Origin of the sequence: Streptomyces sp. NPDC088350 (assembly GCF_044753545.1) — a bacterium.
Taxonomy (GTDB): domain Bacteria; phylum Actinomycetota; class Actinomycetes; order Streptomycetales; family Streptomycetaceae; genus Streptomyces.
This window is the reverse complement of the sequence record NZ_JBIVNL010000003.1, coordinates 679,586-694,960: the sequence shown is the minus strand read 5'-3', so window position 1 is coordinate 694,960 and position 15,375 is coordinate 679,586. Positions and strand designations below refer to the sequence as shown.

Below are 15,375 nucleotides of genomic sequence, written 5' to 3'. Positions count from 1 at the left end.
CGCGGGGAACTGCGCGACCAGCCACAACGGACCCGCAGCCCCCCACCGCAGAACCCGGCAGACGCTTAGTGCACGTCGTTGGTAGCCGCGATCTTCTTCCACGACTTCGGCTGTACCGGAACCCCAGCCACCTTCACGATGGAAGCGGCCCGCGCCGCGGGCACGGCCGGCTTCGTCGGCTGGAACAGCCACGTGTCGAAGAGCGCCGACAACGACTTCCCCGACACCTGCTCGGCGTACTTCTGGAAGTCCTGGACGGACGCGTTGCCGTACGCGTGCTCCGTCGGCCACCCCTTGAGAACCGCGAAGAACGCGTCGTCACCGATCTCGTTCCGCAGCGCCTGGATGGCCAGCGCACCCCGGTCGTAGACCGGAAGCTCGAACTGGTTCTCCGGACCGGGGTCACCCGGCGCGATCGTCCAGAACGCGTCGTCCGCGGGGTGCGAGGCATAGACGTAGTCGGCGAGCTGCTGCGTGGTCCCCTCACCCTCGTGCTCGGACCACAGCCACTGCGCGTACCGCGCGAAGCCCTCGTTGATCCAGATGTCCTTCCAGCCCTTCAGCGACACGTCGTCGCCGTACCACTGGTGGGCCAACTCGTGTACGACGACAGAGGTGTTGGAGCCGTTCGCGAACTGCCGGGGGCTGTAGTAGACGCGGGTCTGGGTCTCCAGCGCGTACCCGGTGGTCGTGTTGGGGACATAGCCGCCCGCCGTGCTGAACGGATACGGCCCGAAATAGCCGCTCAGCCAGTCGACGATCTCCCCGGTGCGCTCGACGCTCGCCCGCGCGGCCCCGTCGTTGTCGCCGAGATCCTTGCTGTAGGCGTTGACGACGGGGACGCCGCCGTCCGAGGTGCTGGTGGTGATGTCGAACCTTCCGAGGGCGAGCGTGGCCAGGTAGGTGGCCTGCGGCTTGTTCTCCCGCCAGTTGTAGCGGGTCCAGCCGAGCTTCGAACTCGTCGACTGGAGCGTGCCGTTGGAGATCGCCTGGGTACCGTCCGGCACCGCCACCGACACGTCGTAGGTGGCCTTGTCGCTCGGGTGGTCGTTGCTCGGGAACCACCACCACGCCGACTCGGGCTCGTCCGCCGCGACCGCGCCGTCCGGTGTGCGGTGCCAGGTGGTGAAGCCGTACGCGCTCTTCGTCGACGGCACGCCGCTGTACCGGACCACGACCGTGATCGGCGTGCCCTTCGGCAGCGGGGTCTTCGGGGTGATCTCCAACTCGTGCTGACCGGAGGTCGCGAAGGTCGCCAGTGCGCCGTTGACCCGCACCTCGCTCACGTCCAGCAGGAAGTCCAGGTCGAACCGGGACAGGTCCTGCGTGGTCGTCGCGAGGATCGTCGCCGTACCCGCCAACTCGTCCGTCGCGGGCTGGTACTGGAGCCTGAGGTCGTAGTGCGAGACGTCGTATCCGCCGTTGCCGTAGGCCGGGTAGTACGGGTCACCGATGCCCGGAGCGCCCGGGGAGTAGCTTGCCGCCGATGCCGGGATCGCCAGCATGAGGGAGGCCGCCGCGAGTGCGCCCGGCGCGATGATTCTGCGGTGCACGAGAACTCCAAGTCGTAGGGCTCCACGAAAAGCCGGAGAGCCATGGGGGTCCACGAAGGTCGAAGAGCCGTAGGGGTCGGTCCGCCAAGTCTGTTCAAAGGCTATTCAGTCCCTGTGGCACCGTGCCTGTCCACGGCACCTCCTGTCACACGATCGCCATTCGGCCGTCATGAGTCCCGGAGTGCCTCTTTCTGCACGGGAGTTGACCGATGTACCGTCCGCGCATGCCGAAACGCACGCGCTTCACGATCTGGAGATCGCTCGCGACGGCGGCGATCGCCGCCCTCCTGGCCGCCTTCCTCACCCCGGCAGTGGCCCAGAGCGCCCCGCGGGAAAGCCAACCGGTCTACTCCTACGCGAACGCCATCCGCGAGGCCGTCTGGGTGGACACCGGACTCGACGGCGACGGGGACGGGAAGACGGACCGGGTCGCCGTCGACATCGTCCGGCCGAGCGAACCCGCCCGCCAGGGGCGCAAAGTGCCCGTCATCATGGACGCCAGCCCCTACTACTCCTGCTGCGGACGCGGCAACGAGGGGCAGGTGAAGACCTACGACGCGAGCGGCAACGTTGTCCAGATGCCGCTCTTCTACGACAACTACTTCGTGCCCCGCGGCTACGCCTTCGTCGGCGTCGACCTCGCCGGCACCAACCGCTCCGACGGCTGCGTCGACGTCGGCGGCCGTTCCGACATCCAGTCCGCCAAGGCCGTCGTCGACTGGCTCAACGGGCGCGCCAAGGCGTACACCACACGCACCGGAACCGCCCGCGCCACGGCGAGCTGGACCAACGGCAACACCGGAATGATCGGCAAGAGCTGGGACGGCACCATCGCCAACGGCGTCGCCGCCACCGGCGTGAAGGGCCTGAAGACGATCGTCCCGATCAGCGCCATCTCCTCCTGGTACGACTACTACTTCGCCAAGGGCGCCCCGCTCTACGACTCCGGCCCCGACTGGCTGTCCAACGTGGTCGAGAACTCCGACGCCCAGGCCAAGTGCGCCGCCGTACAGCAGAAGATCGTCGACGGCGCCCCGCGTACCGGCGACTGGACCTCGTTCTGGACCGAGCGCGACTACGTGAAGGCCGCGAGCAGGGTCAAGGCCAGCGTGTTCCTCGTGCACGGACTCCAGGACCTCAACGTCCGCACCAAGAACTTCGGCCAGTGGTGGGACGCCCTCGCCAAGACCGGCGTCGAGCGCAAGATCTGGCTCTCCCAGACCGGCCACGTCGATCCCTTCGACTACCGGCGCGGCGCCTGGGTGGACACCCTGCACCGCTGGTTCGACCACGAACTCCTCGGCTACGACAACGGAATCGACCGTCAGCCGATGGCCGACGTCGAACGCCACCCGGACCAGTGGGTCACCTCGAAGGTCTGGCCGCCGAGCGGCACCGCGACGACCACGCTCCACCCGGCGCAGGGCACCCGGGCCGGCGTCGGCACGCTCGGACTCGGCGCGGCCAAGGGCACCGAGACGTTCACGGACAACCCGCAGGAGAGCGAGACCGACTGGGCCGCCGCGATCGACAAGTCGACGCCGGACAAGGCCGGTTTCGTCACCGGGCCCCTGAAGAAGGACCTGCGTCTGTCGGGTTCGTCGAAGGTGACCCTCACCGCGACGCCCACCACCTCCACGGCCCATCTCTCCGCTGTCCTCGTGGACCTGGGCCCCGACACCATCCGCGACTACGCCGACTCGGCCGAGGGCATCACCACGCTCACCGACCGCACCTGCTGGGGCGAGAGCACGGCCGGCGACAGCGCCTGCTTCCTGGCAACCCAGGCCAAGACGACGGCTGTTGACTACAACGTCTTCAGCCGCGGCTGGGTGGACCTCGGCAACTACGCCTCCGACCTCAAGGGCGTACCGCTCACCCCGGGCAAGGCGTACACCATCACCCTCGACCTGGCGGCGACCGACCACGTCGTCCCGGCCGGACACCGCCTCGCCCTGATCGTCGCGGGCACGGACAAGGACCTCATCGACCCTCCGTCCACCACCCCGACCCTCACCGTGAACCTGTCCCGCACCTCGGCCCAACTCCCGCTCGTCGGGGGCGCGTCGGCGTTCGCGAAGGCCACGGCGGGTGCCGAGGCCATCACCGCACCGGCGGCCACGGCACTCGACGGCGTACGCGCACCGAGCGGCGTCCACCGGACTCCGTAAGGAACAACCGGCCTGAGACCGAGGGGCGGTGGGCAACTGGTCCACCGCCCCTCAGATCGGCGGGCGCCGGCAGGGGAGTCGTCCGCCTTCGCTCCCGGCCCCGCCGTCCGGGTTCCTCGTCGATGCCGAGACCCGGGAGGCCTCTGCCCCTCCCGGCGGAAAATGTGACACCCGAGGGGGTAAGTGTCACATTTCCCCGGGTAGCCCCCTCCCCGCCACGGGCCCAGCGCTTCACATCGAGCCCGCCTCCACCAATCCGGCCGCCTCCTGAGCGCACCCCCACGCCACAGTGATCCCCGCCCCACCATGACCGTAGTTGTGCACCAACACCCGCCCGCCGCGCAGCACTTCACGTTCCAGCCGAACTGCGGGCCGCGCCGGCCTCAACCCCACCCGGTGTTCCAGCACCCGCGCCTCGGCGATCTCCGGGCGGATCGCGGCACACCGGGCGATGATCGCCTCGGCGGTCGCGGGGTCGGGCGTCATCGACCAGGCGTCCTCCTCGGCCGTACCGCCCAGGATCAGCCCACCCGGCTGCGGGAAGAAGTACGTGGACGTGTCCGCCGCGTGGTCGACGGACGTCAGCCAGGTCGTGATCCCCGGGTTCTTCACGACGACCAACTGGCCGCGCACCGGCCGCATCGAGCGATCGGGCACGAGGTCCAGGGAGTCAAGTCCGGTGCAGTTGACCACGACGGCCGCCGGTACCTCCGAGAGGTCCGTCACCGACTGCTCCTCGACACTCCCGCCCGCCCGCAGGAACCGCTCCCGCAGCCACGGCAGATGGGCCGGCATGTCGATCAGCGGCAGCCGTGCCCACAGCCCGCCGCCCGCGTACTCCTCGGCCCGCGCCGGGCGCAGCCCCGGCACCCGCGCCGCCCACGGCCCCAGTTCGTCCAGCCGGGTCTCGCCCTGTACGCCCTCGACCATGCGTACGCCCGTCTCCTCGGGCCGCGCCGCCAACTCCTCGTACACGGCGAGAGACTGGAGCGCCCACTCACCGACGAGCGCCTCCGGCTCGATCCGGTACGGCCACCACAGCGCGCCCGCGACCGCCGAGGTCGTCAGCTCGACGGGCTCCCGCGTCCACACCCGGACCCGGGCACCGCGCTCCGCCAGGACGACGGCCGTCGTCAACCCGATGACGCCTCCGCCGACCACGATCACATCGCCACTCACACCGCTCTCCATGCGCGGACGGTAGCGGAATATGTCAGGGGGTGCTCAGATCGCCCTCGTGCTGGGGATACTCACAGCATGTCTGCCGATTACGCGACGCCTGCCGAATACACGACCTTCGGCCTGGCACCGGCGATGCGTGCCGGTGAAGTCCTCGCGGACGGCGGCTACCAGGTGCACCGCGACTTCGTCGACTTCGTCGTCGACGGACGCCCGCTGCTGTTCCAGCTCACCGACCTGGACGCCGTCTCCCCGCTCGCCTCCGACGTCCCGCCCGCGATCTTCGCCGCCCAGGTCCGCAGCCTCCTCCTGGAGACGGACGCCCCACTGGAGGGCGGACGCTACGTCATCTACGGCTGTCCCGAGTGCGAGGACCTGGCCTGCGGCGCCGTCACCGCCGTCATCCGGCGCGACGGCGCCGACTTCGTCTGGCGGGACTTCGCCTGGCAGACCGACGAGCACGCCGACCTGGAGCGCAACGGCTACCACGGCATAGGACCCTTCCGCTTCGCCGGAGCCGAGTACCGCGCGGCCCTCGACTCCCTCGTCGACGGCACCGAGATCCCGGCCGGCGGACGCCGCGTCCTGCTGATCGGCGCCCGCGTCGCCGTCCTGAACAGGCTCGCCGCGGCGCTGCGCGCCATCGGCATCGGCGCCGACATCACCGGCGACGCGACCCACGTCCCCGCCGACGAACTCCGCGGCTACGGCGCCGTCGCGTTCGGCCGGGCCGTCACCGAGGAGGAACGCGCCGCCGTACGGGCCGCCTTCGACCGCGCCGGCGTCGAGGTGGCGTACGTCGACGGTCTCGCGCCCATCGTCCCCCTCCTCGTCGCCCAGATCGAACACGCCCTGGACCGCCGCCCGGCCGAGCTGCACCGCCTGACCCGGCTGGTCGCCGCCGACGGCGAGGCGGGCATCGAGGTCACCTCCCCGTGCCGGGTGCGCGTCACGGCGTACCGTCTCGACCGCCTCTACCGCAGCCGTACCCAGGACGTCTTCGACGGCGTCCTGGAACCCGGCCGTCACCGCATCGCCCTGGACGCGAAGGCGGTGAAGGGCGAGTCCTTCGTGGTGGCCCGGACCACGGGGAGCGTGCTGGTGGAGGCGATGGCGCGCTGAAATCCGCGGCGCGGGCGGCGAAAGGGACCGATTAGGATCGACGGTCTGATGACTGCCACTCTCGTCGCCAAGAATCTCGCCGCCGGACACGGCGACCGCGCCCTCTTCACCGGGCTCGACCTCGTCGTCGCCCCCGGCGATGTGATCGGCCTTGTCGGTGCCAACGGCGCGGGCAAGTCCACCCTGCTCCGGATGCTCGCCGGCCTGCTCGCACCGGAGGAGGGCGAGCTGCGCCTCTCCCCGCCGACGGCGACCGTAGGACACCTCCCGCAGGAGCCGGAGCGGCGCCCGGGCGAGAGCGTGCGCGAGTTCCTCGCCCGCCGCACGGGAGTCGCCGAGGCGCAACGCACGATGGACGAGGCCACCCAGGCACTGGTCGACGGCGCACCCGGCGCCGACGACGCCTACTCGGCGAGCCTGGAACGCTGGCTCGACCTCGGCGGCGCCGACCTCGACGAACGGGCCGAGGAGGTCACCGACTCCCTCGGCCTCGCCGTAGACCTGGACCAGCCGATGACGTCCCTGTCCGGCGGCCAGGCGGCACGCGCGGGCCTCGCCTCCCTCCTCCTCTCCCGCTACGACGTCTTCCTCCTCGACGAGCCCACCAACGACCTGGACCTCGACGGCCTGGAGCGCCTCGAACGCTTCGTCTCCGGCCTGCGCGCCGGCACGGTCGTCGTGTCGCACGACCGCGAGTTCCTCACCCGCACGGTCACCAAGGTCCTCGAACTCGACCTGGCCCAGAACCAGATCAACCTCTACGGCGGCGGCTACGAGGCCTACCTGGAGGAGCGGGACGTGGCGCGCCGGCACGCCCGCGACGACTTCGAGGAGTACGCCGACAAGCGCTCCGCCCTCCAGGACCGCGCCCAGATGCAGCGCGGCTGGATGGACAAGGGCGTCAAGAACGCCCGCCGCAAGGCGAACAACGACAACGACAAGATCGGCCGCAAGTTCCGCAGCGAGGCGAGCGAGAAGCAGGCGGCGAAGGCCCGGCAGACCCAGCGCATGATCGAACGCCTCGACGTCGTCGAGGAGCCCCGCAAGGAGTGGGAGCTGCGCATGGAGATCGCGTCCGCACCCCGCTCCGGCTCGGTCGTCGCGACCCTGCGCGACGCGGAGGTACGGCGCGGCGACTTCACCTTCGGGCCGGTGTCCCTCCAGATCGACTGGGCGGACCGGGTCGCGGTGACCGGCGCGAACGGCGCGGGCAAGTCGACGCTGCTCGCTGCGCTGCTCGGCCGTGTCCCCTTGGACGCGGGGGCCGCCGCACTCGGCTCGGGTGTCCTGGTGGGCGAGGTCGACCAGGCCCGGCAGTTGTTCCACGGCACGGAGTCGCTGCTCGACGCGTTCTGTGCGGCGGTCCCGGACACCGAGCCGGCCGAAGTCCGCACCCTGCTCGCCAAGTTCGGCCTCAAGGCGCATCACGTGATGCGGCCTGCGGGGACGCTGTCACCGGGTGAGCGCACGCGGTCCGCCCTGGCGCTGCTCCAGGGCCGGGGCGTGAACCTCCTGGTTCTGGACGAGCCCACGAACCACCTGGACCTGCCGGCGATCGAGCAGTTGGAGTCGGCGCTCGATGCCTACGAGGGGACGCTGCTGTTGGTCACTCATGACCGGCGGATGTTGGACGCGGTTCAGGTGACGCGGCGGTTGGAGGTGGCGGGCGGGAAGGTGACTGAGCAGCGGTGAGGTTCAGGTGGTGCGTTCACTGCGGGTCGGTGGGGGCTGGTCGCGCCCACGCGGCGGAGCCGCATATCGACTCAGCCCCGCGCCCCTCAAGGGCGCTGACCCGCGGCCTCTTTTGCAGCGCACTCCACCCTTTCCCGGTGCTCCACCCACCAACTCGCGTCGCCCGGAGCCATGTTGTCGCCTCCGACCCGCTGCCCCACCGCCCCGTCGACGAGTTCCCGTACGACATCGGCGTGTCCTGCGTGCCGGGACGTCTCGTAGATCATGTGGACGAGCGTGCGGTGCAGGGTGATGTCGTTCCCCCGCTCACCGGGTATACGGCCGACCGCGTCCAGGGGCAGCGCCTCGATCGTCGCGTCGGAGTGGGCGCACACGCGCCGATAGCCCCCGACGATCCGCTCCCGCGTCTCGTCCGGCGTCGCCCACAGATCCGCGTTCGGCTCGGCGTCCCCCGCGATCCACAACTCCGGCGCGGAGACCGGCCGCCCGAACACCGTCCCGAAGTAGAACCCCTCGGCCCCGGCGAGATGCTTGACCAGCCCCAGCAGATTGGTCCCGGTCGGCGTCATCGGCCGCCGGATGTCGTACTCCGACAGCCCTTCGAGCTTCCAGAGCAAAGTGTCACGGGCGTCCTGAAGGATGACGCGGAGATCCGCTTTGAAATCCGGTGAGATCATCCCGCCAGTCTGTCGGTGACATGGCCGACGTCCACCGAATTACGCCGCTCGGTGCCCCTACCAGGGGCGCGGGGAACTGCGCGACCAGCCCCCACCGGCCCGCAGTTTCCCCACAACCTGACCGCCAGAGCCGTCAGCGCTTGCCCTTCTTCCCCGGGTCCAGCAACCCCGCCTTCCGCAGAGCATCAGCCATCGCACTGTTGCCCGGCGGCGGAGCCGCCTGCCGCGACCCACCACCCTGACCGCCCTGCCGCTGCTGCTGGCGCTGCTGAGGAGGCCGCCCTCCACTCCGCTGCCCGCGCTGGGCACCCCCAGCCTGCTGTCCCCGCTCACCGCCGGAGGCCGCCGCCTCGTCGTCCAGCCGCAGCGTCAACGAGATCCGCTTGCGCGGGATGTCGACATCAAGCACCTTCACCTTGACGATGTCACCCGGCTTCACCACATCGCGCGGGTCCTTGACGAACGTCTTCGACAGCGCGGAGACATGCGCCAGACCGTCCTGGTGGACACCGACGTCGATGAACGCCCCGAACGCGGCGACGTTCGTGACGACCCCCTCCAGGACCATCCCGGGCGCCAGGTCGGAGATCTTCTCGACGCCGTCCTTGAACGTGGCCGTCTTGAACGCGGGCCGCGGGTCGCGCCCCGGCTTCTCCAGTTCCTTCAGGATGTCGGTCACGGTCGGCAGACCGAACGTCTCGTCCACGAACTCCGTCGGCTTCAGCGAACGCAGCACCGCCGTGTTGCCGATCAGCGAAGCGACCTCGCTGCCCGCCGTCTTCACCATCCGCCGCACCACCGGATACGCCTCGGGGTGCACGCTGGAGGAGTCGAGCGGGTCGTCGCCGCCCCGGATGCGCAGGAAGCCCGCGCACTGCTCGTAGGCCTTCGGGCCGAGCCGCGCCACGTCCTTCAGCTGGGTACGCGACTTGAACGGGCCGTTGGCGTCGCGGTGCGACACGATGTTCTCCGCGAGGCCGGAGGTGATGCCGGAGACGCGCGAAAGCAGCGGCGCGGAGGCCGTGTTGACGTCCACGCCGACGCCGTTCACACAGTCCTCGACCACCGCGTCCAGCGAACGCGACAGCTTCACCTCGGACAGGTCGTGCTGGTACTGGCCGACACCGATCGACTTGGGGTCGATCTTCACCAACTCCGCGAGCGGGTCCTGGAGTCGGCGCGCGATGGAGACCGCGCCGCGCAACGACACATCCATGTCGGGCAGTTCCTGCGAGGCGAACGCGGACGCCGAGTACACGGAGGCGCCGGCCTCGGACACCATCACCTTGGTGAGGTTCAACTCCGGGTGTTTGGCGATGAGTTCACCGGCGAGCTTGTCGGTCTCGCGGGACGCCGTGCCGTTGCCGATCGCGATCAGCTCGACCGAGTGCTGGGCGGACAGCCGGGCCAGCTTGGCGAGGGCCTCGTCCCACTTGTTGGCCGGGACGTGCGGGTAGATCACGTCCGTGGCGACGACCTTGCCGGTCGCGTCGACGACGGCCACCTTCACACCCGTACGGAAACCGGGGTCCAGGCCGAGCGTCGAGCGGGTGCCGGCCGGGGCGGCGAGCAGCAGGTCCCGCAGGTTCGAGGCGAACACGTTGACCGCCTCGTCCTCGGCGGCCGTGCGCAGCCGCAGCCGCAGATCGATGCCGAGGTGCACGAGGATGCGGGTGCGCCAGGCCCAACGGACCGTGTCCTGAAGCCACTTGTCGCCGGGACGGCCCCGGTCGAGGATCTGGAAGCGGTGGGCGACCATCCCCTCGTAGGAAGAAGGCCCCTCGGTGTCCTCCTCGGGCTCCAGGACGAGATCGAGGACGTCCTCCTTCTCGCCGCGCAGCATCGCGAGGATGCGGTGCGAGGGCAGCGCGGTGAACGGCTCCGAGAAGTCGAAGTAGTCGGCGAACTTGGCGCCCGCCTCCTCCTTGCCGTCCCGCACCTTCGCGGCCAGCCGCCCGCGCCCCCACATGCGCTCACGCAGCTCGCCGATCAGGTCGGCGTCCTCCGAGAACCGCTCGGTGAGGATCGCGCGGGCGCCGTCGAGGGCGGCCTGCGGATCGGCGACACCCTTGTCGGCGTCGACGAACGCGGCGGCAGCGGCCAGCGGTTCCACCGACGGGTCGCCCAGCAGCCCCTCCGCGAGCGGCTCCAGGCCGGCCTCGCGCGCGATCTGGGCCTTCGTCCGCCGCTTGGGCTTGTAGGGAAGGTAGATGTCCTCAAGGCGCGCTTTCGTCTCCGCCGCGCGGATCTGCGCCTCCAGCTCCCCGGTGAGCTTGCCCTGCTCGCGCACCGATTCGAGGATCGCGGCCCGCCGCTCCTCCAGCTCCCGCAGATAGCGCAGCCGTTCCTCGAGCGTGCGCAGCTGCGCGTCGTCGAGCATCTCGGTCGCTTCCTTGCGGTAGCGGGCGATGAAGGGAACCGTCGAACCGCCGTCGAGCAGCTCGACGGCGGCCTTCACCTGCCGCTCCCGTACGCCGAGCTCCTCGGCGATCCTGCCTTCGATGGACCCTACGAGGGGTGTCGTCACGCCCGTACCGCCTTCTCCACTGAGGTTGCGCGGCAATTGTGGCAGGTGACACCGACAGTCGGGGATCAGGGCGCTGTCCTGCGGGTCCGGTTCCTGGTCCGGTTCCTAGCCCTTGCCGAGCAGATCCCGGGGAAACGCCCCGGCGGCGAGCGCGCGCCGCGCGAACCCGGTCGCCAATTCGGTCAGTCGTACGACGCCCTCGGCCCCCAGGTGCCCGTACGGCGCCCGGTCCAGCCGGTCGGTCTCCGCCTCGATCCCGGCGCGCAGTGCGATGCCCGCCTCCGTCAACTCGCCGTCCCCGTCGAGCAGCCCGCGCTCGCGCAGCCGTCCGGAAGCGGCGTCCCACTCCTCCTGGCTCCAGCCGCGCGTGCCGAACACCCACTTCGGGGTCATGCCCCTGCCGGTCGCGGTGTGGGTGACCACGGCCTCCAGGCCGTCGAGCCCGGCGGACATCAGGACGGCCAGGTGACCGTCGCCCCGGTGCTCGCGCAACAGCGTGGCCGCGTGGAAGTACGCCAGATGCGGTTCCTCGGGCACCGGGAGGTCGGCGTGGGCGGCGTACAGGGGCCGGGCGGGGCGTGTGCACGCCTCGGTGGCCCGCAGCGCCAGCCGCGCGGCCTCGGCCATCTCCTCGGACTCCACCACGTCGTCGTCCAGCAGCCGGCGCACGGTCGCGTCGACGGCACGCGCGCGTGCGTGCAGGACCTGCTCCGGGGAGACGGTCTCCCAGACGGCGGGTACGTGCCGGGCCACGAGTTCGTACTTGTAGTTGTAGAAGGTCGCCGCCACCGTGCCCGGTCCGACCGCTCCCATCGCCGCCGACCGCACGGCGAAGTTGATGGCCTGGGAGTCCCTGACCCCGAGAGCCGTCAGTTCCCTCCCCAGGTCGGGCGAGAAGTAGAGCGCGGCGTGCAGGGAGTTGAGCGCGTTGTGGCAGCGGCGCCCGGCACGGGGATCGACGGCGGCAGTAGTCATGCCCCGCACGTTACCGACTGGTCGGTACGACGCGATAGTGCCTGCGCGGCATGGCAGGAAAGGTGGGACACGCGTCATCGCGGCCATCGCGGGGAGCGCGAAAAATCGACGCCGTGCGCTTCTCCTGGCCGCGCGAGCAGCCGCTTCAGCCCGACGCGGTCCAGGTGAAACGCGGCCGGCGGCGCTCCAGGAACGCGGCGACGCCCTCGGCCCTGTCGCCGCTGCCGTGCGCCTGCTCCGCCCAGTAACCGTCCCTGTCCGTGCGCCCGTTGGCGAACTCCTTCGCCGCCGCCTGCGTCAACTGCGAGCGGGACACCAGCACCCGGGTGAACTCCGCGACCCGCTTGGCGAGTTCGCCGTCGGGCAGGAGCTCGTCGAGGAACCCGGTGCGCAGTGCCCGCTCCGCGTCGATCAACTCGCCCGAGAACAGCAGGTACTTGGCGGTCCCCGGACCCACCAGCGACACCAACCGTCGTGTCGCGGAAGCCGGGTACACGATCCCGAGCTTCGCCGGAGTGACCCCGAACAGCGCGCCCTCCTCGGCGAACCGCAGATCGCAGGCCGCCGCCAACTGCGCGCCGCCGCCCACGCAATGACCCCGGATCGCCGCCAGCGTCGGCTTCGGGAACGCGGCCAGCGCCTCCTCCGCGAGCACCGCGAGCCCCTGCGCCTCGCCCGGCGACTCCCGCAGCGTCGAGATGTCGGCCCCGGCGCAGAACGTCCCGCCCTCACCGGTCAGCACGAGCGCCCGTACGCCCGGATCGGTGGCCAGGGTGTCCAGCAGCGGCGGCAGCGACCGCCACATCCCGGCGGTCATCGCGTTGCGCTTGCCGGGGTGGTGGACGGTGACGGTGGCGACCGAGTCGGTGACGCCGTGCAGCAGGCGGGGCTCCATGAGACGGATGCTACGGACAGGCCGAAGAGTTCACGAAGCCGACCCGAGGGGAACAGGGGCGATCCCCCGGTCGACCGGACCGTACAGCAACGATCGGAAAGCGTCCGATAACTGCTGACTTCTGTTCAGCCATCCGGGGTGGAGGGGGTCGTTGCCAACACTCGTGGTGTGGTGACAATCGAGCGCAAGGGTGGCGACCGGACGATGGAGAACCACGGGCGAGGGTCAGGCCCACGCCCAGAAGGCGGCAGGGACGATCCCCTGGACCCCGCCCCGCCGGATCCGCTGCCGTACGAAGGAGTCTGGCGGTTCACCGCGTCCGCCGTGGACGTCTCGGTCCCGCAGGCGCGGCACGCCGTTCGGGACCTGCTCTTCCGCCAGGGCGTGCCCCTGTCGGACGACCTGCTCCAGGGGCTGTTGCTGATCGTCTCCGAGCTGGTCACCAACGCGGTCAAGCACGCGGCGCTGCTGTCGCCGACCCTCGCCGTGGAGGTCGCCGTCGGTGCCGAGTGGCTGCGGGTGTCCGTCGAGGACAACCACCCCTACCGTCCGACCGCCCTGGTGGCCGACCACGACGAGACCGGCGGCCGGGGACTGCTCCTGGTGCGCGAGGTGACCCGGGAGGCGGGCGGTGTGTGCGACGTCGAGCACACGGCGAGCGGCGGCAAGGTGATCTGGGCCGCCCTGCCGCTCACCCCCGCGCAGGTGTCGTAGGTCCCGCTACCAGCCCGCGGACGGGCCCGTCAGCTCCCGGACCGCCGGGCGGGCCGCGTCCAGCACCGTCATGAACCAGGACGAGAAGGTGTCCTTCGCGTGCCGCTCCGCCAGCTCGGCGGGGGTCACGAACGCGGTCGTGCCCACCTCCTCCGGGTCCGGCCGCAGCGGCGACTGCACCATGCCGACGAAGAGGTGGTTGTACTCCTGCTCCACCAGGCCCGAGTCCGGGTCCGGGTGGTTGTAGCGCACCGTGCCCGCCTCGGCGAGCAGCGACGGGGACACCCCCAGCTCCTCGTACGTCCGCCGGGCCGCCGCCGCGAAGGGCGCCTCGCCGGGGTAGGGGTGGCCGCAGCAGGTGTTGGACCACACGCCGGGGGAGTGGTACTTGCCGAGCGCCCGCTGCTGGAGCAGCAGCCGGCCCTGCTCGTCGAAGAGGAAGACGGAGAACGCGCGGTGCAGTTGCCCCGGCGGTTGATGGGCGGCGAGCTTCTCCGCGGTGCCGATCGTCACGCCGTTCTCGTCGACCAGTTCGAGCAAGATCGCTTCAGCGGTGCCGTTCGACGAGTTGTGCGTCGCGGTGGCAGGTGTGATCGGCATACCCATCCTTCACTTCGGTCTACGAGCCAAGTCTGCCGTACGAATCCGGCACTCCCGGCAGTTCATCGTGCCCGGCGCGGCGACGGCGGAACCGTCCGGGGGCGGGACTGGGGGAGTGAGGACGCGGACGCCCGCCCGGACGGCTGCGTTCCGTCGAAGTCGATCGATTTCTGCCGAACTCTGTCGATTTCCATCAGCGCGGAAGCCGTGCGGAAGCCCTGCGGAAGTCGTGCGGAAGCCTCACCGAAGCCGTGCGGAACGCGGGCTCAGTGGCACAGCTTCGCCTCGTGCTCCGCGTGCCCGCCGGGCTCCAGCTGGAAGGTGCAGTGCTCCACGTCGAAGTGGTCGCCGAGGCAGCCCTGGAGTTCGTGGAGCATCTTCTCGTTGCCGATGGCGTTGAGCACGTCCGAGCGGACGACCACGTGCGCGGAGAGCACCGGCATGCCCGAGGTGATCGTCCAGGCGTGCAGATCGTGGACGTCCTCGACCCCGTCGAGGCCCAGGATGTGCGAGCGCACCTCCTGCATGTCGACGTCCTTGGGGGCCGACTCCAGCAGCACGTCCAGGGTCTCGCGCAGCAGCTTCAGCGTGCGCGGCACGATCATCAGACCGATGGCGAGCGAGGCGATCGGGTCGGCGGCCTGCCAGCCCGTGGTCAGGATCACCACGGCCGAGATGATCACCGCGAGGGAGCCCAGCGCGTCCGCGGCCACCTCCAGGAACGCGCCGCGCACGTTCAGGCTCTCCTTCTGCCCGCGCACCAGCAGCGTGAGGGAGATCATGTTCGCGACCAGGCCGATCAGGCCGAACACGATGGTCAGCCCGCCCTCGGTGTCGGCGGGCGTGACGAACCGCTGGACCGCCTCGTACAGGACGTAGCCGCCGACGCCGAGCAGCAGCAGGCAGTTGGCGAGCGCGGCGAGGATCTCCGCGCGGGCGTAGCCGAAGGTGCGGTTGCCGGTCGCCGGGCGGTTCGCGAAGCTGATCGCGAGCAGCGCCATGCCGAGGCCCAGCGCGTCCGTCGCCATGTGGGCCGCGTCCGCGATCAGCGCAAGGGAGTCCGCGAGCAGCCCGCCGACGACCTCGACCACCATCACGGTGAGCGTGATCCCCAGCGCGACCCGCAGCCTGCCCCGGTACGCGGCCGCCGCCGTACCGGTGACGGGAGCACCGTGAGAATGCCCGTGGTCGTGCCCTGCCCCCATGAGAAGCCGCCCTCCTGATTACCGCCCGGGACCCCAGTGAACTACGGGTGGGGGGTATCGGGCAA

Annotated in this window: 12 protein-coding genes; 4 read left to right on the top strand and 8 right to left on the bottom strand. The window is 70.6% G+C overall.

All coding sequences use genetic code 11. From position 1 onward, the window contains the following. Positions 1-65 precede the first annotated feature (65 nt). Complete coding sequence (locus ACIQBL_RS13015; protein WP_401940295.1) at positions 66-1,553, bottom strand: M1 family metallopeptidase; 1,488 nt, start codon at positions 1,551-1,553, stop codon at positions 66-68. 224 nt (positions 1,554-1,777) lie between these two features. On the opposite strand from ACIQBL_RS13015, the gene ACIQBL_RS13010 reads away from it, so the two are divergent. Then, positions 1,778-3,724 (top strand): Xaa-Pro dipeptidyl-peptidase, encoded by a 1,947-nt coding sequence (locus tag ACIQBL_RS13010; protein ID WP_401940292.1) that lies wholly within the window; start codon positions 1,778-1,780, stop codon positions 3,722-3,724. 231 nt (positions 3,725-3,955) lie between these two features. Here ACIQBL_RS13010 and ACIQBL_RS13005 read toward each other — a convergent pair whose 3' ends face one another. Further along, positions 3,956-4,915 carry an FAD-dependent oxidoreductase gene (locus ACIQBL_RS13005; RefSeq protein ID WP_401940290.1) on the bottom strand — a complete coding sequence of 320 codons (960 nt, stop codon included), beginning with the start codon at positions 4,913-4,915 and terminating at the stop codon, positions 3,956-3,958. Positions 4,916-4,981: 66 nt separating this feature from the next. On the opposite strand from ACIQBL_RS13005, the gene ACIQBL_RS13000 reads away from it, so the two are divergent. Both ACIQBL_RS13000 and ACIQBL_RS12995 read left to right on the top strand, forming a co-directional pair. Then, positions 4,982-6,025 (top strand): oxidoreductase, encoded by a 1,044-nt coding sequence (locus ACIQBL_RS13000; RefSeq protein WP_401940287.1) that lies wholly within the window; start codon positions 4,982-4,984, stop codon positions 6,023-6,025. Positions 6,026-6,073: 48 nt separating this feature from the next. Beyond that, on the top strand, positions 6,074-7,717 hold the full coding sequence (locus tag ACIQBL_RS12995; protein ID WP_401940284.1) for an ABC-F family ATP-binding cassette domain-containing protein: 1,644 nt from the start codon (positions 6,074-6,076) through the stop codon (positions 7,715-7,717). A gap of 86 nt (positions 7,718-7,803) precedes the next feature. On the opposite strand, the gene ACIQBL_RS12990 is transcribed toward ACIQBL_RS12995, so the two are convergent. The 4 genes from ACIQBL_RS12990 to ACIQBL_RS12975 all read right to left on the bottom strand — a co-directional run bounded on the left by ACIQBL_RS12990 (position 7,804) and on the right by ACIQBL_RS12975 (position 12,791). Continuing rightward, positions 7,804-8,394, bottom strand: a complete 591-nt coding sequence (locus ACIQBL_RS12990) for a DinB family protein (RefSeq protein ID WP_401940281.1) — start codon at positions 8,392-8,394, stop codon at positions 7,804-7,806. Positions 8,395-8,527: 133 nt separating this feature from the next. After that, positions 8,528-10,921, bottom strand: coding sequence for a Tex family protein (locus tag ACIQBL_RS12985; RefSeq protein ID WP_401940278.1), 2,394 nt, complete (start codon positions 10,919-10,921; stop codon positions 8,528-8,530). Between the two features lie 105 nt (positions 10,922-11,026). After that, positions 11,027-11,896 carry a hypothetical protein gene (locus ACIQBL_RS12980; protein ID WP_401940277.1) on the bottom strand — a complete coding sequence of 290 codons (870 nt, stop codon included), beginning with the start codon at positions 11,894-11,896 and terminating at the stop codon, positions 11,027-11,029. Between the two features lie 145 nt (positions 11,897-12,041). Further along, the gene (locus tag ACIQBL_RS12975) at positions 12,042-12,791 is read right to left on the bottom strand and encodes an enoyl-CoA hydratase/isomerase family protein (RefSeq protein ID WP_401940274.1); all 750 of its coding nucleotides are present in this window, start codon (positions 12,789-12,791) and stop codon (positions 12,042-12,044) included. A 204-nt stretch (positions 12,792-12,995) separates the two neighbouring features. On the opposite strand from ACIQBL_RS12975, the gene ACIQBL_RS12970 reads away from it, so the two are divergent. Then, complete coding sequence (locus tag ACIQBL_RS12970) at positions 12,996-13,505, top strand: ATP-binding protein (RefSeq protein WP_401940730.1); 510 nt, start codon at positions 12,996-12,998, stop codon at positions 13,503-13,505. Positions 13,506-13,511: 6 nt separating this feature from the next. Here the strand turns inward: ACIQBL_RS12970 and idi are convergent, their stop codons facing one another. Both idi and ACIQBL_RS12960 read right to left on the bottom strand, forming a co-directional pair. Further along, a complete protein-coding gene (idi, locus tag ACIQBL_RS12965) occupies positions 13,512-14,105 on the bottom strand; it encodes an isopentenyl-diphosphate Delta-isomerase (RefSeq protein WP_043671491.1) in 594 nt (197 codons plus the stop codon). Between the two features lie 266 nt (positions 14,106-14,371). Continuing rightward, positions 14,372-15,310 carry a cation diffusion facilitator family transporter gene (locus ACIQBL_RS12960; RefSeq protein WP_401940270.1) on the bottom strand — a complete coding sequence of 313 codons (939 nt, stop codon included), beginning with the start codon at positions 15,308-15,310 and terminating at the stop codon, positions 14,372-14,374. Positions 15,311-15,375: the final 65 nt, after the last annotated feature.